At 55.7% G+C, this 24,792-nt stretch carries 19 protein-coding genes, 2 tRNA genes and 1 pseudogene; 15 read left to right on the top strand and 7 right to left on the bottom strand.

The genetic code is table 11. The features are described 5' to 3' along the window. The first annotated feature begins 193 nt into the window (after positions 1-193). The 6 genes and pseudogenes from ACESSO_RS15580 to ACESSO_RS15555 all read left to right on the top strand — a co-directional run bounded on the left by ACESSO_RS15580 (position 194) and on the right by ACESSO_RS15555 (position 6,501). Entirely contained in the window at positions 194-1,723 is a 1,530-nt protein-coding gene (locus ACESSO_RS15580) for a DUF1538 domain-containing protein (RefSeq protein WP_373166464.1), read from the top strand. Then, the gene (locus tag ACESSO_RS15575; RefSeq protein ID WP_373166463.1) at positions 1,716-2,420 is read left to right on the top strand and encodes a hypothetical protein; all 705 of its coding nucleotides are present in this window, start codon (positions 1,716-1,718) and stop codon (positions 2,418-2,420) included. The genes ACESSO_RS15580 and ACESSO_RS15575 overlap by 8 nt, the downstream gene beginning before the upstream one ends. Before the next feature lie 444 nt (positions 2,421-2,864). Beyond that, on the top strand, positions 2,865-5,198 hold the full coding sequence (locus tag ACESSO_RS15570) for an anaerobic ribonucleoside triphosphate reductase (protein ID WP_373166466.1): 2,334 nt from the start codon (positions 2,865-2,867) through the stop codon (positions 5,196-5,198). 60 nt (positions 5,199-5,258) lie between these two features. Beyond that, positions 5,259-5,402: pseudogene (gene nrdD / locus ACESSO_RS15565) on the top strand (anaerobic ribonucleoside-triphosphate reductase); the annotation flags it as partial. After that, positions 5,402-5,911 carry an anaerobic ribonucleoside-triphosphate reductase activating protein gene (gene nrdG, locus ACESSO_RS15560; RefSeq protein WP_373166462.1) on the top strand — a complete coding sequence of 170 codons (510 nt, stop codon included), beginning with the start codon at positions 5,402-5,404 and terminating at the stop codon, positions 5,909-5,911. The pseudogene nrdD and the gene nrdG, both read left to right, overlap by 1 nt. A 92-nt stretch (positions 5,912-6,003) precedes the next feature. Continuing rightward, positions 6,004-6,501 (top strand): GreA/GreB family elongation factor, encoded by a 498-nt coding sequence (locus ACESSO_RS15555; RefSeq protein ID WP_373166461.1) that lies wholly within the window; start codon positions 6,004-6,006, stop codon positions 6,499-6,501. A gap of 40 nt (positions 6,502-6,541) precedes the next feature. On the opposite strand, the gene ACESSO_RS15550 is transcribed toward ACESSO_RS15555, so the two are convergent. The 7 genes from ACESSO_RS15550 to ACESSO_RS15520 form a co-directional block, all read right to left on the bottom strand. After that, complete coding sequence (locus ACESSO_RS15550; RefSeq protein ID WP_373166460.1) at positions 6,542-7,144, bottom strand: GNAT family N-acetyltransferase; 603 nt, start codon at positions 7,142-7,144, stop codon at positions 6,542-6,544. 59 nt (positions 7,145-7,203) lie between these two features. Next, positions 7,204-7,833, bottom strand: a complete 630-nt coding sequence (upp, locus tag ACESSO_RS15545; protein ID WP_373166459.1) for a uracil phosphoribosyltransferase — start codon at positions 7,831-7,833, stop codon at positions 7,204-7,206. 15 nt (positions 7,834-7,848) lie between these two features. Beyond that, positions 7,849-8,562 carry a tRNA (adenosine(37)-N6)-threonylcarbamoyltransferase complex dimerization subunit type 1 TsaB gene (gene tsaB, locus ACESSO_RS15540; RefSeq protein WP_373166458.1) on the bottom strand — a complete coding sequence of 238 codons (714 nt, stop codon included), beginning with the start codon at positions 8,560-8,562 and terminating at the stop codon, positions 7,849-7,851. After that, positions 8,559-8,984 carry a tRNA (adenosine(37)-N6)-threonylcarbamoyltransferase complex ATPase subunit type 1 TsaE gene (tsaE, locus tag ACESSO_RS15535; protein WP_373166457.1) on the bottom strand — a complete coding sequence of 142 codons (426 nt, stop codon included), beginning with the start codon at positions 8,982-8,984 and terminating at the stop codon, positions 8,559-8,561. The genes tsaB and tsaE overlap by 4 nt, the downstream gene beginning before the upstream one ends. A 69-nt stretch (positions 8,985-9,053) precedes the next feature. Beyond that, entirely contained in the window at positions 9,054-9,770 is a 717-nt protein-coding gene (locus ACESSO_RS15530; RefSeq protein WP_373166456.1) for a ThiF family adenylyltransferase, read from the bottom strand. Positions 9,771-9,886: 116 nt separating this feature from the next. Then, positions 9,887-9,962 (bottom strand) — tRNA-Gly (locus ACESSO_RS15525). Positions 9,963-10,112: 150 nt separating this feature from the next. Further along, positions 10,113-10,188, bottom strand: a tRNA-Phe gene (locus tag ACESSO_RS15520). Between the two features lie 129 nt (positions 10,189-10,317). On the opposite strand from ACESSO_RS15520, the gene ACESSO_RS15515 reads away from it, so the two are divergent. The 9 genes from ACESSO_RS15515 to hflX all read left to right on the top strand — a co-directional run bounded on the left by ACESSO_RS15515 (position 10,318) and on the right by hflX (position 24,777). Continuing rightward, entirely contained in the window at positions 10,318-13,686 is a 3,369-nt protein-coding gene (locus ACESSO_RS15515; RefSeq protein WP_373166455.1) for a PD-(D/E)XK nuclease family protein, read from the top strand. A 1-nt stretch (position 13,687) separates the two neighbouring features. Continuing rightward, positions 13,688-17,257 carry a helicase-exonuclease AddAB subunit AddA gene (addA, locus tag ACESSO_RS15510; protein WP_373166454.1) on the top strand — a complete coding sequence of 1,190 codons (3,570 nt, stop codon included), beginning with the start codon at positions 13,688-13,690 and terminating at the stop codon, positions 17,255-17,257. Positions 17,258-17,578: 321 nt separating this feature from the next. Beyond that, the gene (locus ACESSO_RS15505; RefSeq protein WP_373166453.1) at positions 17,579-19,084 is read left to right on the top strand and encodes an IMP dehydrogenase; all 1,506 of its coding nucleotides are present in this window, start codon (positions 17,579-17,581) and stop codon (positions 19,082-19,084) included. A gap of 72 nt (positions 19,085-19,156) precedes the next feature. Beyond that, entirely contained in the window at positions 19,157-20,452 is a 1,296-nt protein-coding gene (locus ACESSO_RS15500) for a chloride channel protein (protein ID WP_373166452.1), read from the top strand. 23 nt (positions 20,453-20,475) lie between these two features. Beyond that, positions 20,476-21,132, top strand: coding sequence for an HAD family hydrolase (locus tag ACESSO_RS15495; RefSeq protein WP_373166451.1), 657 nt, complete (start codon positions 20,476-20,478; stop codon positions 21,130-21,132). A 112-nt stretch (positions 21,133-21,244) separates the two neighbouring features. Continuing rightward, positions 21,245-22,633 carry an MATE family efflux transporter gene (locus tag ACESSO_RS15490; RefSeq protein ID WP_373166450.1) on the top strand — a complete coding sequence of 463 codons (1,389 nt, stop codon included), beginning with the start codon at positions 21,245-21,247 and terminating at the stop codon, positions 22,631-22,633. Then, complete coding sequence (locus tag ACESSO_RS15485; protein ID WP_373166449.1) at positions 22,630-23,088, top strand: S-ribosylhomocysteine lyase; 459 nt, start codon at positions 22,630-22,632, stop codon at positions 23,086-23,088. Before ACESSO_RS15490 ends, ACESSO_RS15485 begins: the two co-directional genes overlap by 4 nt. Positions 23,089-23,176: 88 nt before the next feature. Then, positions 23,177-23,380, top strand: a complete 204-nt coding sequence (gene rpmE, locus ACESSO_RS15480; RefSeq protein WP_031475830.1) for a 50S ribosomal protein L31 — start codon at positions 23,177-23,179, stop codon at positions 23,378-23,380. Positions 23,381-23,490: 110 nt separating this feature from the next. Then, positions 23,491-24,777 (top strand): GTPase HflX, encoded by a 1,287-nt coding sequence (gene hflX, locus ACESSO_RS15475; RefSeq protein WP_373166448.1) that lies wholly within the window; start codon positions 23,491-23,493, stop codon positions 24,775-24,777. The last annotated feature ends 15 nt before the right edge of the window (positions 24,778-24,792 follow it).

Genomic DNA, 24,792 nt, shown 5'->3' with positions numbered 1-24,792 from the left:
AACACAGTAGTTAAGCTCGTTTACGGTGACAATACTTGGCTGGCGACGGCCCGGGAAGATAACTCGACGCGCACATTGATAACGCCGGTTCTGACGAACCGGCGTTTATTTTTTGTTAAGATTCCTTGTATTTTCCCAATTCATACACTTCCTATGGTATAATATATTGATTTTTGTTTATAGGGGAAATGCAATGAATAAGATTCTAAAGGAAAAAATTGTAGAGGCATTATCGTCTGTTTTGCCTATTACGTTGATTGTATTACTGCTTAGCATTACAATTACGCCCATGCCAGTTGGAACGCTGGTTCTATATCTGGTCGGTGCGGTATTGCTAATCGTCGGTATGGCATTTTTTTCGCTTGGCACGGATGTTTCGATGACGCCGATGGGCGAGGGAATTGGCGCACAATTACCACGTACGAAAAATTTGTTTGCGGTCGTGGGCATTACATTTGTAATCGGCGTGCTGATTACTATAGCAGAACCGGATTTGCAAGTTTTGGCGGGACAGGTTCCGTCGATTCCTAACGCTGTATTGATTTGGACGGTCGCAATTGGCGTAGGCCTGTTTTTTGTTCTGGCAATGCTGCGCACTCTGTTTAAAATTCGATTGGCGTCCCTGCTGATTGTGTTTTATGTTGGTGTTTTGATTTTATCCGCGTTTGTGCCAAATGAATTTGTTTCCGTAGCATTTGATTCCGGCGGCGTAACGACCGGCCCGATTACCGTGCCGTTTATCATGGCCTTGGGTATTGGTCTTGCCTCCATTCGTGGCGACCGGGATGCACAAGATGACAGCTTTGGTCTGGTAGCACTGTGCAGCATCGGTCCGATTCTGGCGGTGCTGCTGCTCGGTATTTTCTATAGAGGCGGCGATCCGGGTTATACTGCTGTGGCTGTGCCGGAAGTGGAGGATACAAAGCAGGTAGCTAAGCTGTTCGCGTATAGCCTGCCGGAGTATGTGCACGAAGTTTTATCTGCCCTGATTCCGATCATTCTGTTCTGCGCGGTATTTCAGTTAGTGTTTCACCGCTTTCACCGGATGCAGCTGAAAAAAATCGGAATTGGTTTTGGATATACCTTCTTTGGTCTTTCACTGTTTTTGACCGGTGTTAATGTCGGTTTCATGCCGGTTGGTCATTTTTTAGGAAAGCAGTTGGCACAAAGCGGGCACAGTTGGCTGCTGGTGCCGCTGGGTATGTTGATCGGTTATTTTTTGGTCACGGCAGAGCCGGCAGTACATGTACTGAACCGTCAGGTAGAGAATATCACTAACGGTGGTGTTTCGCAGCGTGCAATGATGCATAGCCTGTCCATCGGTGTAGCCTGCTCGGTCGGCCTTTCCATGCTGCGTGTGCTGACCGGAATTTCTATCTATTGGATTGTCATTCCCGGCTATCTGTTGGCGCTCGGTTTGACATTTTTTGTCCCTAAGATTTTTACCGGTATTGCGTTTGACTCCGGCGGTGTTGCATCCGGTCCGATGACTTCTACATTCCTTCTGCCTTTTGCAATGGGAGCGTGCGAGGCCCTGGGCGGAAATGTCTTAACAGATGCATTTGGTATTGTAGCAATGGTTGCGATGACACCGCTGCTGACAATTCAAATCCTCGGGTTGCTGTATCATCAAAAGATGCGTCGCACGGATGGAGCGGCACAATCCGCTGCAGAGGAAGAGGAAGAAATTATTGTTTTGGAAGAGGAGGATCAGCATGAGTGAGTATCAACCGCAGATGGCGGTGCGCAGTGCGGTGGAACTGCTGATATCTGTAGTAGATGTATCACAGAGTGAAAAGGTGCTCCGCTTGTACCGAGATACCCACGTGCTCGTGGATTTTGTCTGCATGGCGCACGGTACGGCGAAAACCGACATGTTGGATTTGCTGGGCATCGGTGAAACAGCCAAGGCGATTGTTCTTTGTCTGACCGACCGGGAGCGGGCGTGTCGGCTGCTGGAAAAGCTGGGACATAGTTTGCAAATGCGTTATCCGGGCAAGGGGATTGCTTTTACCGTTCCGATTAACGGAATCGGTGTGCGATGGCACAAGCTGTTGACGCAAACGGATGTTGGAAGCGAGGAGGCGGAGAGTATGAGCAAATCAGAGCGAGCCTGCGGTTTAGACGCAGTTGTCGTAGTGATGGAGCGAGGATACACGAATGTTGCCATGGATGCGGCGCGCAAAGCAGGAGCACGAGGCGGAACTGTGATAGCTGCGCGCGGCATTGCAGAGGACGAGGTCAAGCGTTTTTTCGGTATTGAGATTCAGGCGGAAAAGGAAATTGTATTTTTGATTGTCCGAAGTGAGGAACGGCAGGAAATTATGACCGCGCTGATGAAGGCGGTCGGCATGAATACACGTAGCCATGGGCTGGTGCTTTCCGTTCCATTGTCGGGCGCAATCGGCTTAGCGGACTGAAGTGAGTCAGGTAAATTGAAAGGGGCGCAGCAGTAGGGCTGCGGCCCTTTCTGTTTGCGGATTATGGGATGCAAGACGTCTCGATGAGCGCGTGCGGTTTGTACAGTGCATACTATATCTTGTGTTAAGAGGAAAATAGAAAAGAATGGTTTACGTTGTGTTTGTCAACAAGATGTACACAGGATTTTCCACAGTAGAGGAGTTATCCACAGAACGGTTGTCTGTTGTCCACAGAGAAAAATGATGAAATTTTAGAGAAACCAACAAGAAAAATATTTTGATTCTTACAATTCTTCCAAAAACCTTGTTTCCCCTTGACAGGCAGGTGTGTGAGCGGTAAAATATATAGCACAGGCACAAGATATGGTGCGAAAAATCAGAACAATCTACGAAATTTTGTGATCGCCGCAAGGCGGTTTTTGTATGAGAGAGGGAATAGAACTTATGATTCAGCAGATCGTCAAACGCGACGGGCGCAGTGCCCCCTTTGAGATTGACAAGATTGCCAACGCGATTTTCCGCGCGGCGCAGGCTTCCGGCGGACAGGATTACGAGATGGCGCGCGGTCTGGCTGAACAAGTGGAAAACACGTTGGAAAAGGCTGTAGGAGAGCAGATTCCCACGGTGGAGCAGATACAAGATACAGTAGAGAAGGTTTTAATCGAAAGCGGACATGCCCGCACGGCAAAAAAGTATATTCTTTACCGTAATGAGCGCACTCGTGTGCGTGAAATGAATACCCGACTGATGAAGGTGTACGAGGATTTGACCTTTCAGTCCTCGCTGGAAAATGACGTAAAGCGTGAGAATGCCAACATCGACGGCGATACAGCAATGGGCACCATGCTCAAGTATGGCTCCGAGGGGGCAAAGCAGTTTTACGAAATGTTTATTCTCGATCCGGCGCACGCCAATGCGCACCGGGAGGGAGATATCCATATTCATGATTTGGATTTCCTGACGCTTACAACAACCTGCTGCCAGATTGATTTGCTCAAGCTGTTTGACGGCGGCTTCTCCACCGGTCATGGCTTCTTGCGTGAACCGAATGATATCCGTTCATATGCGGCGCTGGCGTGCATCGCCATTCAGTCCAATCAGAACGATCAGCACGGCGGCCAGTCGGTACCGAATTTTGATTATTCGATGGCCCCTGGTATTCGCAAGACGTTTCGCAAGCTGTTCCGCAGCAATCTGGCAAAAGCGCTGGAGGTGTTCGGTGCGGATGAAAACAACGAAGTCGATGCGGCTGCGCTGACCGAGCGTGTCGAGCAGCAGACAGGCAAATGGGCTTGTCTTGCCGGTGATAACGGTTACGACGAAGCTATGGCGGCGGCGCTTGGTGAAACGCTTGACGAGCAGGCAGTGCAGAAATGCATGCGTTTTGCTCGCAAGTATGCAGACAAGGAAACACGCAAGAGCGCATATCAGGCGATGGAAGCGCTGGTACATAACCTGAATACCATGCATTCGCGTGCGGGTGCGCAGATTCCGTTCTCCTCGCTCAATTACGGCACGGATACCTCGCCCGAAGGCCGTTTGGTCATCGAGCAGCTGTTGCTGGCAACCGAAGCCGGTTTGGGCAATGGGGAAACGCCGATTTTCCCGATTCACATTTTCAAGGTAAAAGAGGGCGTCAATTATAACGAAGGGGAGCCGAATTACGACCTGTTTAAGCTGGCATGCCGTGTTTCCGCCAAGCGGATGTTTCCGAACTTCTCTTTTCTGGATGCGCCGTTCAATAAGCAGTATTACAAGCCCGGCCATCCGGAAACCGAATGCGCGTATATGGGTTGCCGCACGCGCGTTATCGGCAACCACTTTGACCCGACTCGTGAAATCGTCAACGGCCGCGGTAATCTGTCGTTTACCTCGATTAATCTGCCGCGCATTGCCATCCGCAGCCACGGTGATATCGACTGGTTCTTTGAGGATTTGGATCGCAAAATTGATTTGGTCATTGACCAGCTCCTGGCCCGTTTCCGTATCCAGTCGGCCAAGAAGGTGCGCAATTATCCGTTCCTGATGGGTGAGGGCGTCTGGATTGATTCGGACAAGCTCGGCCCGGATGATACAGTTGGTGAAGTGCTCAAGCACGGCACGCTGACGCTGGGCTTTATCGGCCTTGCGGAGACGCTCAAATCGCTTATCGGCAAGCATCATGGAGAAAGCGAAGAAGCGCAGAACCTTGGCTTGGAGATTGTCGGACACATGCGTGAGCGCATGGATCAGGCAAGCGAAAAATACGGTCTGAACTTTTCGCTGATTGCGACCCCGGCAGAGGGCTTGTCCGGCCGATTCGTCAAGATCGACCGAGAGAAGTATGGATGCATTGAGGGCGTGACCGACCGTGATTATTACACCAACTCATTTCATGTCCCGGTATATTATCCGATTTCCGCGTTTGAAAAGATTACGCGCGAAGCACCGTATCATGAGCTGACCAATGGCGGACATATCAGCTATATCGAGCTGGACGGCGATCCGACGCAGAATCTGGAGGCGTTTGAAGCGGTCGTCCGTGCGATGAAGGAAGCCGGCATCGGTTATGGCGCAATCAACCATCCGATTGACCGCGACCCGGTTTGTGGATACACCGGCATCATCGGTGAAACCTGTCCGCGCTGCGGACGGCATGAGGGTGAGGGCGTGCCGCTTTCCAAGCTGCAAAAGCTGGGACTCTATAAGCATTTGAACAGTATGACGCTTGGCTATCACGGCGATCCTGCCGAGGAGGCCGACCGTCTGCCCAATACATTGCAAATTGTCAAGGAATAAGAAAGGAAGCGTATGATGATGGAGAAAAAGGAAATGCAGGAGCAGTTAATCGGCGAGGGTGTGGGCTTTGAGCGCATCCGCCGTATTACGGGCTATTTGGTTGGTACACTGGATCGCTTCAATAATGCCAAGCGCGCAGAGGAGCATGACCGCGTCAAGCATACGGTTTCCTGCTGCTCGCTGGAGGAGGAGCATACTGCGTGATGGAAGGTACCATACGCATTGCGGGTACAGTCGGGGAGTCCATTGTGGACGGCCCCGGCTTCCGTTATACCCTGTTTACACAGGGCTGTCCGCATCATTGTCCCGGTTGCCATAATCCGCAGACGCATGATTTTACGGGCGGCAAGGAGATGGAACTGGATACGCTGCTGCGCGACATGTGCCGCAATCCGCTGGTCAAGGGTGTGACCTTTTCGGGCGGCGAGCCGTTTTGCCAGCCTGAGCCGCTGTATCGACTGGCGGTGGAACTGAAGGCGAAGGGCAAACACTTGATGGCATATTCCGGCTATACGTTTGAGCAGCTGCTGGAGTTGCCTGATCCGTTTGTGAAAAAGCTGCTGGAGCAGCTGGATCTTTTGGTGGATGGGCCGTTTGTCGAGGCGGAGCGTAATCTGGAATTGCGTTTTCGCGGCAGTGCAAATCAACGTGTGCTGGATGTGCCTGCTTCTCTGGCAGCAAATGCACCCGTATGGGCGGAGCAGTACCGATAAGGTAAGCTGAAACGGAAAGGCCGCTGCAGAGCGGCCTTTTTTTATGTTTTTGCGCAAAGAGCACGCGTGAGGAAAGAAAAGAGGAAAACCATATGCATGATGAATTGACTGCACAGGATATTGCAATGATGCAGAAGGAACTCGATCACCGCAAGCTGGAATTGATGCCCGAACTGATCGAGGAGGTCAAACGTACACGAGCGTTTGGTGATCTGAGTGAAAATTTTGAATACAAGGCGGCCAAGCAGGCGCAGAACCGCAATCGCAGCCGTATTCGTTATCTGGAACGCATGATTAAGTCAGCGCGCGTGATTGAGGATCGTGCCGCGGCGGATGAGGTCGGCCTGTTTGACAAGGTGGAGCTGTACTTTGAGGAGGATGACGAAATCGAAACCATACAGGTGGTCACGACCGTGCGCTGCGACCCGCTGCAGGGACGCATCAGCCGCGAGGCACCGCTGGGAAAAGCGGTGCTGGGCAGAAAGCAGGGAGACCGTGTTTCTGTGACAACCGAGGACGGCGATACCTATACGGTGGTCATTCGCTCGATCTGCAAGCAGGCGGATGACGGAACCGGTTCCATTCTATAAATGAAAAACAGCAGCCGAAAACAAATCGGCTGCTGTTTTTTTATTCCTGTTCAGGTAGTTGCTGTGCCGCTTCGTCTGGCTCTGCGGAAGCAGCAGACAACGTCTCGAAAAACGTCTCACGATCAACCGCACACACCACATGTGGCAGATCTTTTCCTCGATACAGTTTAGTGAATTGACCGATCGGCTTCATACCGCAGGCCGCCGCAACGTGAAGCGATGCAATGTTATCTGGACGGATTAAGGCAAGCATGCGCGATACATTCAGTTTGTCAAACGCAAAGGTAAGCGCAGCGCGGGCGCATTCGACTCCGTAACCCTGTCCCCATAGGTCGCGTCGAACAATATAACCCAGTCCGAGTGCGGTGGTCTCGGCGTCCAGGTGTTCGACCAATGGTCCGGCCAATGCGATTAACGCCCCGGTTTCTCGGTCAAGGCCTGCAAAATATCCGCACCCATCCTCGTGGTAACGACGCAGCATGTCTGCAATCCAGTCCACCACTTCCTCATAGGAAAAACCGTGTTCCCATGCATACATGGTTTGTTCATCCTGAAGGAGCGGGGCGACAAGGGAAAAGTCATCCGCACGTAAACGGCGAAAACGCAGACGTTCGGATTCCATTTCGTAATGCTGAATTTCCATTTGATTGCTCCTGTAAAAACGGTGCAGCGTGGCGCCGCACCGTTGTTTAGCTATTAGTTTTACTTTGTGCCGAAGATACGGTCGCCGGCATCGCCCAGACCGGGGACAATGTAACCATGGTCATTGAGTTTCTTATCAATGGCGGCTACGAAAATTTCCACGTCCGGATGCGCTTTCTGAACGGTTTCGATACCTTCGGGTGCTGCGATGAGGTTCATCAGCTTGATGTGCTTAACGCCGCGGCGTTTGAGTCCGTCAATAGCAGCGATAGCAGAGCCGCCGGTTGCCAGCATCGGGTCAAGCAGCAGCACATCGCGCTCCTCGATATCACCCGGCAGTTTGCAATAATATTCAATCGGCTGCAGCGTATCGGGGTCACGGTACAGGCCGATATGACCGACCTTAGCGGCCGGAATCATTTCCAGCATGCCTTCCACCATACCCAGACCGGCACGCAGAATGGGAACCAGCGCAATCTTCTTGCCGGAAATAACCTGTACGCGCGCTTCTGCCAGCGGTGTTTCAATCGAAATTTCCTTAAGCGGCAGGTCGCGGGTTGCCTCGTAGCACATGAGCATGGCGATTTCGCGGGTCGCTTCGCGGAACTCCTTTACGCCAGTGGTCTTATCGCGCATCAGGCTGAGCTTATGCTTAATCAGCGGGTGATCCATTTCGTGAACGGTAGCCATAATCCTTTGTCTCCTTTAATGTAGATTCGATGCATCGCCGGAAAGCCGTTTCATACGTTCGCGTTCGGCCTGCGGACGTCGCAGGTAAAAGGCGTCCAGCTCTTGTGGGGAGCAGGTTTTACCTACCTGTAGTAACGGCAGGGCAGCAGCGGCAACACCATAACCGGTGGGGTAACGCAGCTCGGGCGGTGCGAGGCGCAGGCCGGTACATTTTTCCCTAAGGGTATTATAACATAGTTCGGCTCCATCTCCAACCAGAAAATACGCGGTATCGCCGATTTCTTCCGCAAGATCGGTCAGTTTGACAGCGCGGTCCTCACACAAGCGTTTGGGCAGCCCGTTTTCGACTGTGAAGAGTGCGTTATAAACCTGCCCTGCGCGCGCGTCCATCACACAGCACAGGCGACCGTCGAGCGCGTGTGCGCCGTGTGCCATCGCTTCCAGCGTGGATACGCCAATGCACGGCTTGTCCGCACCAAGCGCAAGCCCTTTGACCGTTGCCACGCCAATGCGCACGCCGGTGAACGACCCCGGGCCGTGTGCCACGGCAATGGCATCGACTGCATCGAGTGTCAAGCCGCAGTTTTGCAGAAGACTTTCTACCATCGGCAGCAGCGTGCGCGAGTGGGTCAGGCCGCAGTTTTGAAAGGACTGCGCGATTAGTTTTTCGTCCTCGGTCAGCGCGACAGAGGCACTGACGGCGGAGGATTCCAGTGCAAGAATTTTCAAGTGCACACCTCCCCGGTGGTGATGAGTCGGTCATCCGCTTCACTGCCATATGCAATGTGAACGGTTTTGTATTGTGCCGGCAAAATATCCGCCGCGTTTTCGCTCCATTCAATCAAAACGATGCGGCTGCCGTCCAAGTATTCCTCAAAGCCGATTTCAAACAGCGCTTCGCTGTCCAGAATACGGTACAGGTCAAAATGCGCTACGCGGCCGCCGGGGGTGTCGTATTCGTTGGCGATGGCAAAAGTCGGGCTGGTGACTCGACCCTGATAGCCAAGTCCACGCAGCACGCCGCGGGTAAACGCGGTTTTGCCCGCGCCGAGGTCGCCGGAGAAGGCAACAACGTCGCCCGGCTGCAGCGATGCAGCATAGTCTGCGCCCAAGGCTTCGGTTTCCTCGGGCGAGTGGGTGATAAATTCCATTAAAACACCTTTTCTTGTGGATTCTGGCTTTATCATATCATGGAAGCGGCCAAATGGCAAGGTGTGCGCTCAGGGCTGCGAAGCGGCAGCAAGTGCTTTGATAACCTCACCCGCAAGAATCATACCGGCAACCGGCGGCACAAAAGACACGCTGCCGGGTACGGCGCGCCCAGCGGTGCCTTTTTGTTCCTCCGAGGGCAGGGGAGTGCGGGCTTCTTCCTTGGAGTAAACCACCTTGAGACGGCGAATACGGCGTTTTTTGCATTCGAGTCGAATGACGCGCGCAAGCGGGCAGACTGAGGTTTTATAGATATCCGAGACCTCAAAGCGTGTCGGGTCGAGCTTGTTGCCCGTGCCCATCGAACAGATGAGCGGCACACCCAATCGGTCGCATTCCGAAATCAGGTGCAATTTCGCGGTGACGGTGTCGATAGCGTCAATCACATAGTCGAACTGCGTTAGGTCGAGCGTGCTGTCCGGGGTGTAAAACTGCTGCAGCGCGTGTACGGTACAGCGCGGATTGATGTCCGCAATGCGTTCGCGCATGACTTCGACTTTGGCTTGTCCGGTGGTCGAAACAAGTGCAATCAGTTGGCGGTTGCGGTTGGTCAGGGAAACCGTGTCATTATCTATCAGGGTCAGTTCTCCAACACCCGCGCGGGCCAATGCTTCACAAGCGAACGAGCCGACGCCGCCGATGCCGAATACTGCGACATGCGACGAAGCCAGTTTTTGCAGCGCATCCGCACCAAGCAGCAACTCTTCACGGGAAAATTCATGCAGCATATTTGAAAACCTCTCAATAAAGTATGGTCAGAGTATATCACAGACTGTTTGCGTGGGCAAGCGGGGAAGAAAGTGGAAAACAAAACGCCTGTCCAAATGGACAGGCGTTTTCTTTTTGGAGCGGCTGACGAGGCTCGAACTCGCTACCTCCACCTTGGCAAGGTGGCGCTCTACCAGATGAGCTACAGCCGCATATATTTGGTGCCTCCGGGCGGAATCGCTTTGCTGCGGCAAAGCCACGGCGGTTAAAACAATCCACCGGATTGTTTTTAAGAGCCGCCTTTCGACTCCTGCACCGGACATGGATTTTGTCAGGGCCATCCGTGATGACGCTTAACAAAATGGTGCCTCCGGGCGGAATCGAACCACCGACACGGGGATTTTCAGTCCCCTGCTCTACCGACTGAGCTACAGAGGCATTCACAGCACGAGATATAGTATAGTCGAAACTTGGAGAAAAGTCAACCATAAATTTTCCTTTTTTTCATTTTGTTGCGGAACGGGGTGAGAGCATGGTATGATAGACCAAGTGAAAGGAGCGTGTACCATGCGAATTTGGACAGGCCGCGCGGCAAGCGGCAAAACAACGGTGATTCTGCGGGAAATTGCAGAAGCCTGCCGAAAGGGCGAGGGGAAACAGGTTCTGCTGGTTCCGGAACTGAACTCGCATCAGATGGAACGCCGACTTGCCGAGGCTACCGAAAATCATGGTGCGCGCACGGCCGAGGTGCTGACGTTTTCTCGTCTGGCCGACCGTGTTTTTTCCGAGGTCGGCGGGCTGGCGCAGCAGATGCTGACTCCCGCAGGGCAGCTCCTTACCTTGCAGGAGGCGGCGCGCCGTGTGCAGGGCGGTCTTTCGGTCTGGAGCGGTCTTGCGGATAAGCCAGAGCTGCTGCGTGAGGCGCTGCGGCTGGTGGATGAGTGCAAAACCTGCGCGGTTTCATCCGAAATGCTGTTCGATGCCGCGCAGGAAAGTGAGGACGCGGCGCTGTCTGCCAAGCTGTCCGATTTGGCACAGCTGCTGACCGCTTATGAGCGCCTTTGCGAACAGTCGCTGCCCGACCCGCGCGACCGCCTGACCCATCTGCGCGACCGTCTGCCCGAAAGCCATGTGCTGGCGGGAGCGCAGGTGTATCTGGATGGGTTTCTCGGTTTTACGGCGCAGGAGCTGGCTGTTGTGGAGGCGATGCTTGCCGCTGGTGTGCCTCTGTCGGCGGCGGTCACCTGCGATTTGTCACAGCCGGAGATTTTTGTGACTGGCTGTAAAACGGTCAAAACGCTGACCCGTATGGCAAAGCGGCATAATCAACAGGTGGAGCGGATTGAGCTGGGAGCCGGCCGCTTGTCCCGCCCGGCGGGATTGGCTGCCGTGGAAAGAGAAAGCTTGCTGCCGGTGCGCGGCGTGCATGAAGATATGTGCGAAGGTGTGCGCTTGTATGCGGCGGCCTCGCCCTTTGACGAGTGCGAGCACGCGGCGGCGTATATCCGCCGCAAGGTACGCGACGAAGGTGCGCACTATCGGGATTTTGTGGTTGCGGCGCGGGATATCGAGCCGTACAGCGCGGCTTTGGCGATGGCAATGGCGCGGTATGATGTGCCGGTGTTTCTGGCGGAAAAGCCCGATCTGCTTTCCCGCCCGCCCATGGCACTGGTGATGGGTGCGCTTGAGTCCGTTCGCACGGGTTTCCGATATGAGGAAATGTTCGGCTGTCTGAAAACCGGACTGACCAGCCTGACACGCGACGAGGTGGACCGGCTGGAAAACTATGTACTGACGTGGAATATCCGCGGCGGTGCGTGGGAGCGCGACTGGACCGAGCATCCCGACGGATATGGGTTACCCATCGACGAGCGCGTGCGCGCGGAGTTGACTGAATTGAATGCATTGCGTGCGCGGGCGATTGCACCGTTTACCGATTTGCGTGAGCGCCTAAAGGGAGAAAACCTTGCCTCTGACTGCGTGCGTGCGCTGTACGATTTTCTGCTTGCGGTGGATGCGCCGCAGCGCATGGCCGACCGTGCCGCTGCGCATGAACAGGCGGGGCGGTTGCAGCTGGCGGATGAATATCGGCAGCTATGGGAGATTCTGGTCTCCGCGATGGAGCAGTTTGCGTGGGTGTGCGGGGAGGCCCTGCTAACTGCCGAACGGTTTGCGCAGCTGTTTCGGCTGGTGCTGGGGGAATACGATGTCGGTTCGATTCCGGTTTCGCTTGACCGCGTCACCTGTGGCAATATCGAGCGTGTGTGCGGGGAAAACGTCAAATATGTGATTCTGCTCGGTGTCAACGATGGGCTGATTCCCAAGACAACGGCTTCGACTTCGCTGCTGAGCGATATGGACCGGGACAAGATGGACGCGTTGGGCGTGGAACTCAAAGCCTATGGTGCGGAGCGGTTGCTTATGGAGCAGGAAACGCTGTACCGCGCGCTGGCGTGCCCGTCGGATGAATTGCTGTTGTCTTATCACACGGCGGATGCCGCTGGCGGAGAAACGCGGCCTTCGTATTTTATCGGCACAGTGCGCAGCCTTCTTCCCGCAGTGCCGCTGGACACGTATCAGGCCCAGTCGGTACGCGACCGTTTGCAGGCCGAGCGCCCGGCGGTCGAACTGGCGTGTGCCTATTTATCGGGCGACCGTTCGCCTGCAGTGCGCGCGGCCTATGATTTCTATCAGGATGACGAGCGGGTGCATCGCGCGTCGGCCCAGCGGCGCGGGCGTGGTCTGCTGGAAAACCTGCACACCATCGAGGGTTTATATGGTAAGCATCTTAATCTGACCGCGTCACGCGTGGACACCTTTTATTCCTGCCGCTTTGCGTTTTTCATGCAGTACGGCCTCAAGGCCAAGCCGCGCAAGGTCGCACGGTTCGACGCGCTCGAAACCGGTACGTTTCTGCATTATGTGCTTGAGCATGCGCTTGCCGAACTGGGGAAAAACGAGGGCGGCGCGGCGGCTGCCGATGAGGCGACCGTTCGGCGCGTATGCCGCGCGGTGGTGCGGCAGTATGTGCGCGAGGAACTGGGCGGACTGGAAACACGTACAGCGCGTTTCCGTTATCTGTTCGGACGGCTGGCACGCACCGCAGAGCAGATTCTGGAAAACGTGCTGGAAGAGCTGCGTATGTCCGACTTTGAACCCATCGACTATGAGGTGGATTTCTCGCGCGGGGGCGATTTGCCGCCGGTCACCTGCGAGGATACGGAAGGCGACGTGTCCCTGTCCGGCAAGGTGGACCGCGTGGACGGTTATATCAAAAACGGACGGCTGTATCTGCGCGTGATGGATTACAAGAGCGGCAAAAAGTCGTTCTCTCTGTCCGATATCTGGTATGGACTGAACATGCAGCTGGTCATTTATCTGTACGCCTTGCAGCAGGAGGGACTGGAACGCTATCGCGCACGGCTGGAAGCTGAACTGAATGAAATCGTGCCGGCGGGCGTGCTGTATGTGCCGGTGCGCGACGCGTTGCCGGACGCTGCACGCGACACAGACGAAGAAACCTTGCGTGCGCTGCGTGACAAAGCGCTGCGCCGCAGCGGCCTGCTCAGCGACGATATGGAGCTGCTCGACGCGATGGAGCACGGGCTGGAAGGTGACGGAAGATTTTTGCCCGTGTCGGTCAAGGTGAAAAAAGGTGAAGACGTGCCGACGCTTGCGGCAAAAAGCGCGGTGGCCGATTTGGAGAAATTCGGGCGGCTGGCGCGGTACACGCATAAAAAGCTGCTCGAAATGGGCAAAGAGCTGCGCGCAGGCAGCGTAGCCGCCGACCCTTGCAAAAAGGATAAGCAGTCGAGTTACTGCGACTGGTGCGACTTTCGCGCAGCCTGCCGCTTTGACGAAACCGCGGGCGACAAGGCGCGCTTTTTGAAACATTTGACAGATGAAGAGTTCTGGCAGCAAACAGGAGGTGAGTGACGTGCCGCAGTGGACAAAAGACCAACAGACCGCAATTGAAAACCGGGGCGGTACGCTGCTTGTCTCGGCAGCGGCGGGTTCGGGCAAGACCGCTGTGCTGGTTGAGCGGGTGCTCACCCGTCTGACCGACCCGAACGATCCGGTGGATATCGACCGACTGTTGCTGGTGACCTTCACCAATGCCGCTGCTGCTGAAATGCGTGAGCGCATTGGAGCGGCATTGGCGCAGGCGGTCGCGCGTAACCCGCAGGATACGCGTCTGCGTCGGCAATTGTTTCTGGTGCATCGCGCGAAAATTACGACTGTGCATGCGCTTTGCTTGTCGCTCGCGCGTGAGCAAGCCGCAGCGCTCGGCATTGCGCCGGATTTCCGGCTGATGGACGCACAGGAGGGGAAAATCCTGCGTGCTGAAGTGCTGGAAGAAGTGATGGACGCAGCTTATGAGCGCGGCGACACGGGCTTTTTTGCGCTGTGTGACCTGCTGACCGCGGGGCGCGACGACAAAAAGCTGGGTGACGTGATTTTGAGCACATACGAAAAGATTCAGGCGCACCCCGACCCGCGTGCCTTTCTGGAAACTGTGCGGCAGGGACTGCATGCGGACGGTATGGACACGCCACACGCGGCGGTGCTGCTCACGCAGGCGCGCGCGGCAGCCGAGCACGGCGCAGCTTTTCTTCACATGGCGGTGGATGCCGTGACCGGCATTGACGAGCTGTATGACACCTATCTGCCCGCGCTGACGAGCGACCTTCATCAGGCCGAGCGCCTGTTGGATGCGCTGCACGGCGGGGACTGGGATGCCTGCGTGGAAGCGGCGCAGTCAATTACATTTGACCGGCTGAAGGCCGCGCGCAAATTCGAGGACAAGGCGTTTCTCGAGGAAATAAAGACCCTGCGCGAGGAGTGGAAAACGGTCGCCAAAACCATTCGGGAAAAGTGGCTGACCGTGACGGCGGAGGAAGCGGCCTACGACCGCACGTTGACTGCGCCTGCGTTGAGCGCGTTGATTGACGTGGTAAATGCTTTTGAACAGGCATTTTCCGACGCCAAACGCGCGCGCAATGCTGCGGATTTTAACGATTTGGAGCATTTCGCCGTGTGCCTGCTGTATGACGGGGGAGAGCCTTCCGCGCTTGCGCGCGCACTCAGTCAACAGTATGCGGAGATAGCGGTGGACGAATATCAGGACACCAACGCCGTGCAGGACGCGATTTTCCGCGCGCTGTCTCAGGAGGAGCATAATCTGTTTCTGGTCGGTGACGTGAAGCAGAGCATTTACGGATTCCGTCTGGCAGACCCGTCCATTTTCCTGCAAAAGTATCATGCCTTTGCCGATGCGGATGAGGTGCAGGACGATGCGCCGCGCCGTGTGGTGCTCGGGCAGAACTTCCGCTCGCGCGCGGCGGTACTGGATGCGTGCAATTATCTGTTTTCTGCTGTGATGGGCGAGACAGTCGGCGATTTGCAGTACACTGACCGCGAAGCGCTGCACCTTGGCATGGACTATCCGGACGCGGGACATGCGCGCTACAAAACCGAGGTGCTGCTGCTGGATGCGGCAGGTCTGGGGGAGGATGAGGATGCGCCGGATAAAACCTCGCTGGAAGCGCGTCTGGTCGCGTCCCGCATCCGTGCGCTGCTGGATGAAGGCTTCCCGGTGTTGGACAAGGAGACGGGCGCGCTGCGGCCGGTCACACCGGGAGATATCGTCATTCTGCTGCGCTCACCGGGGCCGCGTGCGCAGGTGTTTATCGCGGCGCTCGAGCAGGCGGGGCTGACCGCCAGCGCGGAAGAGCGGGGCGGATTGCTGGGAACAGCAGAAGTAGGCACCATGGTGTCGCTGCTGGCGGTCATTGATAACCCGCGGCAGGATGTGGACCTCATCGGCGTGCTGCGTTCGCCGCTGTTCGGATTTACCGAACAGGAGCTGGCCGACATTCGACTGACCGACCGACGCATCAGTTTTTACGATGCACTGGTTGCCTCGCGTGGGCAGTTTGATAAGGTCGAGCTGTTTTTGCAGCAGCTGGACGATTTGCGAACCTTCGCGTGCGACCAGCCGGTATACCGTCTGCTGTGGGAGATTTACGACCGGACAGGCGCGCTCGGTTTGTATGGCGCGCTGCCAAACGGTGCGCAGCGGCAGAGTAATCTGCTGGCCTTTTTCGAGCGGGCGCGTGCCTTTGAATCGCAGGGCTATCGCGGCCTGTTCGCCTTTGTGCGCTTGCTGCGCGGCATGCAGGAAACAGGGGAGGACTTTCAGACGGTTGGTGCGGAGGTCACCGGCGGCGCGGTGCGTATTCTGTCCATCCACAAGTCCAAGGGACTGGAGTTCCCGGTGGTGATTGTTGCGGGCTGTGCCGGCCAGTTTAACGAGATTGACTTACGTGAGCCGGTGCTGGTTCATAAAGAGCTGGGTTTTGGTTCTAAGTGTCGTGATTTGGAGCGCGGCGTGCAGTATGACACGGTTGAGCGTACGGCAGTTGCGGTGCAGCAGCGACGCGAAATGGTCAGCGAAGAGCTGCGCGTGCTGTATGTCGCGTTGACGCGCGCGCGGGAAAAACTGATTATCACTGCGGCAAGCGGGACGCTGGAAAAATCGCTGCAAAAGTGGGCGCAGTGGGCGGCGCTCGACCAGCTGCCGCAGTATGCCATGGGCGCAGTGCGTGCGCCGCTGGCCTGGATTGTCGCGCCGCTGCTGCGGCATCCATCGTCGCGTTCCCTAAGGGAAAGCTACGGGCTGGAGGTGCCCGAGCATGGCACGGACTGTGATGCGTTTATTCTGCGGGTGTTCCAGCCGGATGAGATTGCCGAACCCGCGCTGCCCGAAGTGCTGCGCTTTGCCGAGGCAGATACGCAAGGCTACACCGTGCAGCCGTATTTGCAGTACCCCAATGCGTTTCTGTCCGAGCTGCCCAGCAAACTGACCGCGACCGGTTTGGGTCGCGGCTACCGCGCGGACGAGGCTGCCGAGCAGACTCCGCCGCCGCGCCGTGAGGTCAAGCTGCGCGCGCCACTGTTCGAGCAGGGACAGCGCCGCCTGACACCGGCTGAGGTCGGCACAGCACACCATTTGTTCATGCAGTTCTGCAGCTTCGACGCTGCTGCTGCACCGGGCGGCGTGGAGCGCGAACGGCAGCGGCTGGAAGAAGCCAGACTGCTGTCACCCGAGCAGGCAGCGGCAATCGACCCGAGAAAAATCGAGGCGTTTTTTGCATCTGACTTGTATCGCGGTCTGATGTCGGCGTATCCGGTGCGGCGGGAGTTTAAGTTTTCCGTGCTGGTGCCGGCGGCGCAGTATTTTCCGGTGGCGGCACAGGCGCCCGAGGAAAGGGTGCTGCTGCAAGGTGTTATCGATTGTCTGATTGACACGCCGGAGGGCTTTGTCATTCTGGATTTCAAAACCGACCGAGTGACCGAAGACGGTATTTCTGCTCGTGCGGCGCAGTACCGCGCACAGATGCAGGCCTATATGCTGGCAGTGCGCGAAATTTTTGCGCGGCCGGTTTGCCGGTGTGTCCTGTACTTCTTTCATAATGGCCTGAGTTGGGCGATGGAGGACAGTTAAGATTGTGTTAAAATCTTTGGCGTTCGGTTGACAGTGCGTAGGGAAAATGCTAACCTGATAGCGGAAAAAAGCAAGGGATACCGGCGACGGCCGGACGATTCCGCAAGCATGATTTCGCCCATAACATTCATTCCTCATTTCCAAAAGAAAGAACCGTGGTTTGACAACTGCGGTTCTTTCTTTTTGCGGTTTGCATAACGGGCAGTTGGTAAATAAACGCAAAATCTGTCACATGCCCGCTTTACTTTGTTCGGCAAAAAGGATATAATAAAAAGCAACATTAAATCCGGAAAAACAGGAATGAAGAAAAGGAGAAACAATATGGCATATTATTTCAGTGAACCTTCGCATACGTTCAACGAATATTTGCTTGTGCCGGGGTATTCCTCCGCAGAGTGCATCCCGGCGAATGTCAGCCTGCGCACTCCGATTGTCAAGTATCGCAAGGGCGAGCAATCCGCGCTGTATGCCAATATTCCGATGGTTTCCGCCATCATGCAGGCGGTTTCGGACGACCGCATGGCAATTGCATTGGCACAGGAGGGCGGCATCTCCTTTATTTATGGTTCGCAGACCATTGAAAGCGAAGCGGCGATGGTGGCCCGCGTCAAGAGCTACAAGGCGGGCTTTATCGTATCCGATTCCAATCTGCGCCCCGAGCAAACGCTCGCAGACGTTTTGGATCTGAAGGCAAAGACAGGTCACTCGACCATGGCGGTCACGGACGACGGCACGGCAAACGGCCGTCTGCTCGGTATTGTCACCAGCCGTGACTATCGTGTTTCCCGTATGGAGCGCGATGTGCCGGTGTCTGATTTTATGACGCCGTTTGATAAGCTGGTCACCGCGCCGGCGGACACCACCCTTAAGGTAGCAAACGACATCATCTGGGATCACAAGCTCAACTCGCTGCCGCTGGTGGACGAGGAGCAGCATCTGGTTTATATGGTGTTCCGCAAGGACTATGACAGCCACAAGGCCAACTCGCTGGAACTGCTTGACGAGCATAAGCGTTATGTGGTCGGCGCAGGCATCAATACCCGCGATTATGCCGAGCGCGTTCCGGCACTGGTGGAGGCCGGTGCAGACGTGCTGTGTATCGACTCTTCCGAAGGCTTTTCCGAGTGGCAGAGCCGCACGCTTGCGTGGGTTCGTGAAAACTACGGCGACAGCGTGAAGGTCGGCGCGGGCAATGTGGTCGACCGTGAGGGCTTCCGTTTCCTCGCGGACGCGGGTGCGGACTTTGTCAAGGTCGGTATCGGCGGCGGCTCCATCTGCATCACCCGTGAGCAGAAGGGTATTGGCCGCGGTCAGGCGACGGCGCTGATTGAAGTGGCTGCGGCGCGTGACGAATATTATCTGGAAACCGGTGTCTATGTGCCGATTTGCTCGGACGGCGGCATTGTGCATGACTATCACTGTACGTTGGCGCTTGCAATGGGCGCAGATTTCCTCATGCTCGGCCGCTATTTCTCGCGCTTTGATGAATCCCCGACCAATAAGGTCAATATCAATGGCAGCTATATGAAGGAATACTGGGGCGAGGGCTCGTCCCGTGCGCGCAACTGGCAGCGCTATGATATGGGCGGTGATAAAAAACTGTCCTTCGAGGAAGGCGTCGATTCCTATGTGCCGTATGCCGGCTCGCTCAAGGATAACCTTGGTCTGACGCTGAGCAAGGTCCGTTCGACCATGTGCAACTGCGGTTCGCTCTCTATTCCGGAGTTCCAGAAGAAGGCCAAAATTACGCTGGTATCTGCTACCTCGATTGTTGAGGGCGGCGCACACGACGTGCTGCTTAAGGAGACTTCCACAACCAGCAAGTAAGCAAAGCTGCGTCTGAAAAGATTGCCCCGCAGACTAACTGCGGGGCAATTCTTGTCGGAAAGGGGAATGTATATGGAGAGTGGAGTCCACGAGATGGTCGGCGCGGCGCTCCGCATGCTGCATGGGCTGGGTTATCGCGTGCGACGCAGCGGCGGCGTATTTTTGCGCTGGTGTGTATTCGCAGTGGTTATTGGTCTGGTAGTCGGCGCGGTGGGCGCGGCGTTCCATCTGGCGCTTGAGTGGGCAGGGGAAATGCGCGCGGCGTATTTCTGGCTGCTGTACCTGTTGCCGTTTGCGGGTGTGTTCATTGCGTTCTGGTACAAGCAGGCAGACATGCCGCTCGAGCGCGGTACGAATTTCATTTTGACCTCCGTGCGGGAAAATCATCCGGTGCGGCTGCGGCTGGCCCCCAGCATTTTTGTCACTTCGATTTTGACGCATCTGTGCGGCGGTTCGGCTGGCCGTGAAGGTGCGGCGATTCAGCTGGGCGGTGCGATTTCCGGCAATATAGGGCATTGGATGCGGCTGGACGATAAAGACAGCCGCACGATTACCATGTGCGGCATGGCGGCGGGCTTCGCTGCGCTGTTCGGCACGCCGCTGGCAGCGAGTGTTTTCGCCATGGAGGTCATCAGCGTGGGCGTGATGTATTATGCAGCGTTGTTCCCGTGCGTGCTGGCATCGGTGATTGCGCATTACGTGGCGCTTGCACTTGGCGGCGGGACGACTGCGTTTACGCTTTCCGGTGTGCCGCAGGAGGTCGAGCCTCTGCTGCTGGTTCAGCTGGTGCTGTTCGGCGTGGTCTGTGCGGTGCTGAGCGCTGTTGTATGCATCGTGTTCCATCGTATCGGACACCTTTTCAAAAAGTACATACCCAATCAATATTTGTGCATTGCCGTGGGCGGTCTGGTGGTTGTGCTGGTATCCTTGCTGCTCGGCACGAGGGATTACAACGGCGCGGGCATGGAGGTTATCGAGCGTGCGGTCGCGGGTGAGGCGGGGTATGCGGCGTTTTTCATCAAGCTGGTGCTGACTGCGGTCACCATCGGCGTGGGCTATAAGGGCGGTGAAATTGTACCGGTGCTGTTCATCGGAGCGACGTTCGGTGCGGCTTACGGCGGCTTTTTCGGGCTTGCGCCTTCGTTTGCGGCGGGGCTTGGCATGACAGCGGTGTTCTGTGGCGTGACTAACTCGCCCTTAACCTCGATTTTGCTGGCGTTTGAACTGTTCGGCGGCCAGAGTCTTGCATTGTTTGCGCTGGTGATTTCGATTTCCTATATGCTCAGCGGCTATTACGGCCTGTACAGCGAGCAAAAGATTCTGTATTCCAAAATGCGGCCGCAGTTTATCGACCGCAAGACCAAATAACATAGTTTCCGGGAGGAAAAAACATGCACGAATTTAAGGGTGCGATATTTGATATGGACGGCACGCTGCTCGATTCCATGCCGGTGTGGAAACGGTTGACGCAAGGGTATCTGGCGGAGTTCGGGCTGACGATTACAGACGAGGAGTATGCGGCGTGTGAAGGTTTTTCTCAGCCGCAGGTCGCACAGTATTTTGCCGACCGCTATCCGGAGCTGCCCGGCGGCGCGGCGGGACTGATGGAGGGAATGGACCGGCTGATTACCACGCGCTACGAGACGATTGCCAAGCCGAAGGATGGCGTAATCGAATTTCTCGACGGACTGCGCCGTCGCGGAATAAAAATGGCGATTGCGACGCTTACAGCGCGCCGTCACGCGGAAAAGGCGCTGCGTGACCGAAATATGATGGAATATTTTTCGTTTATGCTGACCATTGAGGATGTGGGCATTTCCAAGTATCAGCCGGACATTTATTTGAAAAGCGCGGAAAAATTGGGGCTTGCGCCTGCCGACTGTATCGTGTTTGAGGATGCGCCCTATGCATGCGCCACGGCCAAGCGTGCAGGGTTTCGTGTCTGCGGTATGGTGGAGCCTGCCTATGCGGCGGGGGAAAGCGAACTGCGTTCGGTCAGTGATTTTGTAGTGGAACAGTCATATGGCGAATTACGCGGAAAACTGTAACAAAGGGCTTGCAATCTCGTTTTTTATCTCGTACACTATATAACAAGAGTGAAAAAGCGGCTGCGCCGGACATGTTCCGGTGCGGCTTCATTTTGGCTGGGGGGAATGAATTTTGGAAGAACAAAATAAGATGGGTACGGCGCGCATGGGACCGCTGATTTTCTCTATGGCATTGCCGGCGATGATCTCGATGATTATCAACGCGCTGTATAACATCGTGGACAGCATCTTCGTTGCGCAGTACTCGCAGAGTGCGCTGGCTGCGGTTTCGCTGGTCTTTCCGCTGCAAACGCTGGTTGTGGCAATTGGCGTCGGCACCGGCGTGGGCGTCAACTCGCTGATTGCACGTCGTCTGGGTGAAAAGCGCCGTCTGCATGCAAATTCGGCGGCAGAGCACGGCATCGCATTGTCCGTGATTGGCGGCATCGTGTTTTTGGTATTGGGCTTTGGCTTGTCAGGTGTGTTTGTGCGCGCGTTCGGCGCGGCAGAGGATGTCACTGTTCAGGCGATTCAGTACTCGCATATTGCGGTTGGCCTGAGTATCTTCGTTATGATTTCGATGATGTGCGAAAAGCTGCAGCAGTCGACCGGCAACATGATCATCCCGATGTGTCAGGGGCTGACAGGTGCAATCATCAATATCATTCTGGACCCGCTGATGATTTTCGGTATCGGCCCGTTCCCGGAGATGGGTGTGCGCGGTGCGGCACTGGCAACTGTTATCGGACAGATTTTCGGTATGCTAATCGGACTGTGGGGCGTATTTGTCCATCAGAAGATCCTGCAGGTGAATATGCGGGAATTTAAGTGGCGCATCCAGACGGTCAAGGATATTTACCGTGTCGGCTTGCCGGGCATTGTTATGCAGAGCGTGGTATCCGTGATGACGGCGGGCATGAATGCAATTTTGATTGGTTTTTCGCAGACGGCAGTCAATGTGCTGGCGGTCTATTTCAAATTGCAGACCTTTGTGTTTATGCCTGTATTTGGTCTGAACCAAGGTGCGCTGCCGGTTATGGGCTACAACTACGGCGCGCGCAACAAAAAACGCCTGTTTGGTGCGTATAAAATTACACTTACCGCAGCGGTGGTCATCATGATAATCGGCCTTATTCTGTTCCAGATTTTTGCGGAGCAGATGCTGATGATGTTTGTCGATCGCACGGATGCAGCCGCGGTGCAGGAAATGATTGCGGTCGGCGTTCCGGCGCTTAAAATAATCAGCCTGTCCTTCCTTGGCGCAGCTTTCGGTATCATCAATTCCACGCTGTTCCAGGCGACGGCTCGCGGTATGAACAGCCTGATCGTATCGGTTTGCCGTCAGCTCGTTATCATTCTGCCGGCAGCATGGCTGCTCGGTCAGTGGAAGGGGCTGGATGCCATTTGGTATTCGTTCCCGATTGCGGAACTGGCTGCATTTTTCATTTCGTATGTGCTGTTGTGGCGTGAGTACACCACAGAATTACGGTATCTTGGTGCTGAAAAGGAGAAAAACGTATGAAACGCATTGCAAGCTTTGAAGTTAATCATGATAAGCTCAAACCGGGTATGTATACCTCCCGCATTGACGGAGATGTGACAACCTATGATATTCGTATGGTGTATCCGAACGCGGGCACCTATATCCAGCCGGCGGCCGGACACACGTTCGAGCATCTGTTTGCTACCTACGCGCGCAACTCGCGCTTTGCCGATCATATCATCTATTGCGGTCCGATGGGCTGCCAGACCGGATTTTATTTTCTGGTGCGCGATTTGGCTCCGGCGGATGCGATTGACCTTGTGCGCGAGACGATGGACTTCATTGCGTCCTATGAGGGGGAGATTCCGGGCGCAAGCCGTATCGAATGCGGCAACTATCTGCTGCACGATTTGGCAGGTGCCAAGGCGCTGACAGCGTCCATGATTCCGGTGCTGAAAGACTGGAAGGAAGAAAATTTAGTATATGAAAAATAATGCTTGCATTTTGCCGTATAATATGGTATCATATCCTTACGACTGCAAGAGAAATTTTGTGATTTCCCGTGGAAAGAGGTGAAACAACATGAAACAGGGCATCCATCCCGAGTACAAGCAGACCACGATCCGCTGTGCCTGCGGCAATGTCATTGAGACCGGCTCCACTAAGGAGAATATCGTCGTTGACGTTTGCTCCAAGTGCCACCCCTTCTTCACGGGCAAGCAGAAGCTGGTAGACACCGGCGGACGTGTTGATCGCTTCAAGAAGCGTTTCAATCTGGACAAGTAAGAGGAAGCCATCGAAACGGTTGCTGACGAAGCGCGTTTCGGTGGCTTTTCTGTTTTCAAACCCGCCTGCACACATGCGGGCATGCCCCTGAGAGGGGAGGAATGAACACGATGACCGAACTGGAAAACAAAACACAGGCCGAGCGCGCGGTGCTGGTCGGGCTGTCCTGTCCGTCCTTTACTGCGCAGCAGGATGCAGACGAGCGCACGATGGACGAACTGCGCGCGCTGGCTGAGACTGCGGGGGCGGAGGCGGTTGCGATGACCTTGCAGCGCCGTCCCGCACCGGATGCCCGCACCTTCATCGGTGAGGGCAAGGCAGAAGAGGTGCGGCAGCTTGCGGAGGCGAATGAAGCCACACTCGTGCTGTTTGACAACGAACTGTCGCCGTCGCAGACGCGCAACCTTGAGGAACTGACCAAATGCACCGTGCTTGACCGCTCGGCGCTCATTTTGGATATTTTCGCGCAGCGCGCCCGCACGGGCGAGGGCAAGTTACAAGTAGAGCTTGCGCAGTATCAGTATATTCTGCCGCGTCTGGCCGGCATGTGGACGCATCTAGTGCGTCAGACTGCGGGCGGCGGCAAAAGCCCGATTGGTACGCGCGGCCCGGGCGAAACGCAGCTTGAAACCGACCGCCGTCACATCCGTAAGCGTATTGATAAGCTCAAGGCGGAATTGGAACAGGTACGGCAGGTACGTGCGGTGCAGCGTCGTCAGCGCAAAAAGACCGAGATGCCGTTGGTCGCCATCGTGGGCTATACCAACGCGGGCAAGTCCACCTTGCTCAACCAGCTGACCGGCGCGGGTATTGAGGCCAACGACCGTTTGTTTGATACGCTCGACCCGACCACGCGCAAAAAGCGCATTTCGGATACGCAGGAAATCCTGCTGAGCGATACGGTTGGCTTTATCCGCAAGCTGCCGCATCATCTGGTCAGTGCGTTCAAAGCAACGCTTGAGGAGCTGGCCTATGCCGACCTGCTGCTGCATGTCGTGGACGTGTCGGACGAGGATTGGCGCATACAGGCGGAGACCGTCGAGGGCGTTATCGCACAGCTGGGCGCGCAGGAAATCCCGCGCCTGATGGTTTACAACAAGGCGGATAAGTGTGCTCCGGAGTCTCTGCCGTTCTTCCGCCCGGATGAGGGTGTTGCCATTTCGGCCAAGACCGGCGAGGGCATGGATGCGCTGCTGGCGGCCATTGAGCACGCGCTCGGACGCGGAAAGCATCGCGTCAAGCTGCTGATTCCGTATGCGGACGGCGCCGTGCTGGACATGCTGCACCGGGAGGCACAGATGGAATCGACAGAGTACGCTGCGGAAGGCACGCTGGTCGAGGCGATTGTGGACGATAAGACTTACGGCCGTGTGGCGGACTATCTGGTCGAGGAATAACGCGCAAACAAAGGT

Origin of the sequence: Agathobaculum sp. Marseille-P7918, from assembly GCF_964248325.1 — a bacterium.
GTDB lineage: Bacteria > Bacillota > Clostridia > Oscillospirales > Butyricicoccaceae > Agathobaculum.
Note: the sequence above shows the minus strand (reverse complement) of the source record. Positions and strands in the feature narration are given on the sequence as shown.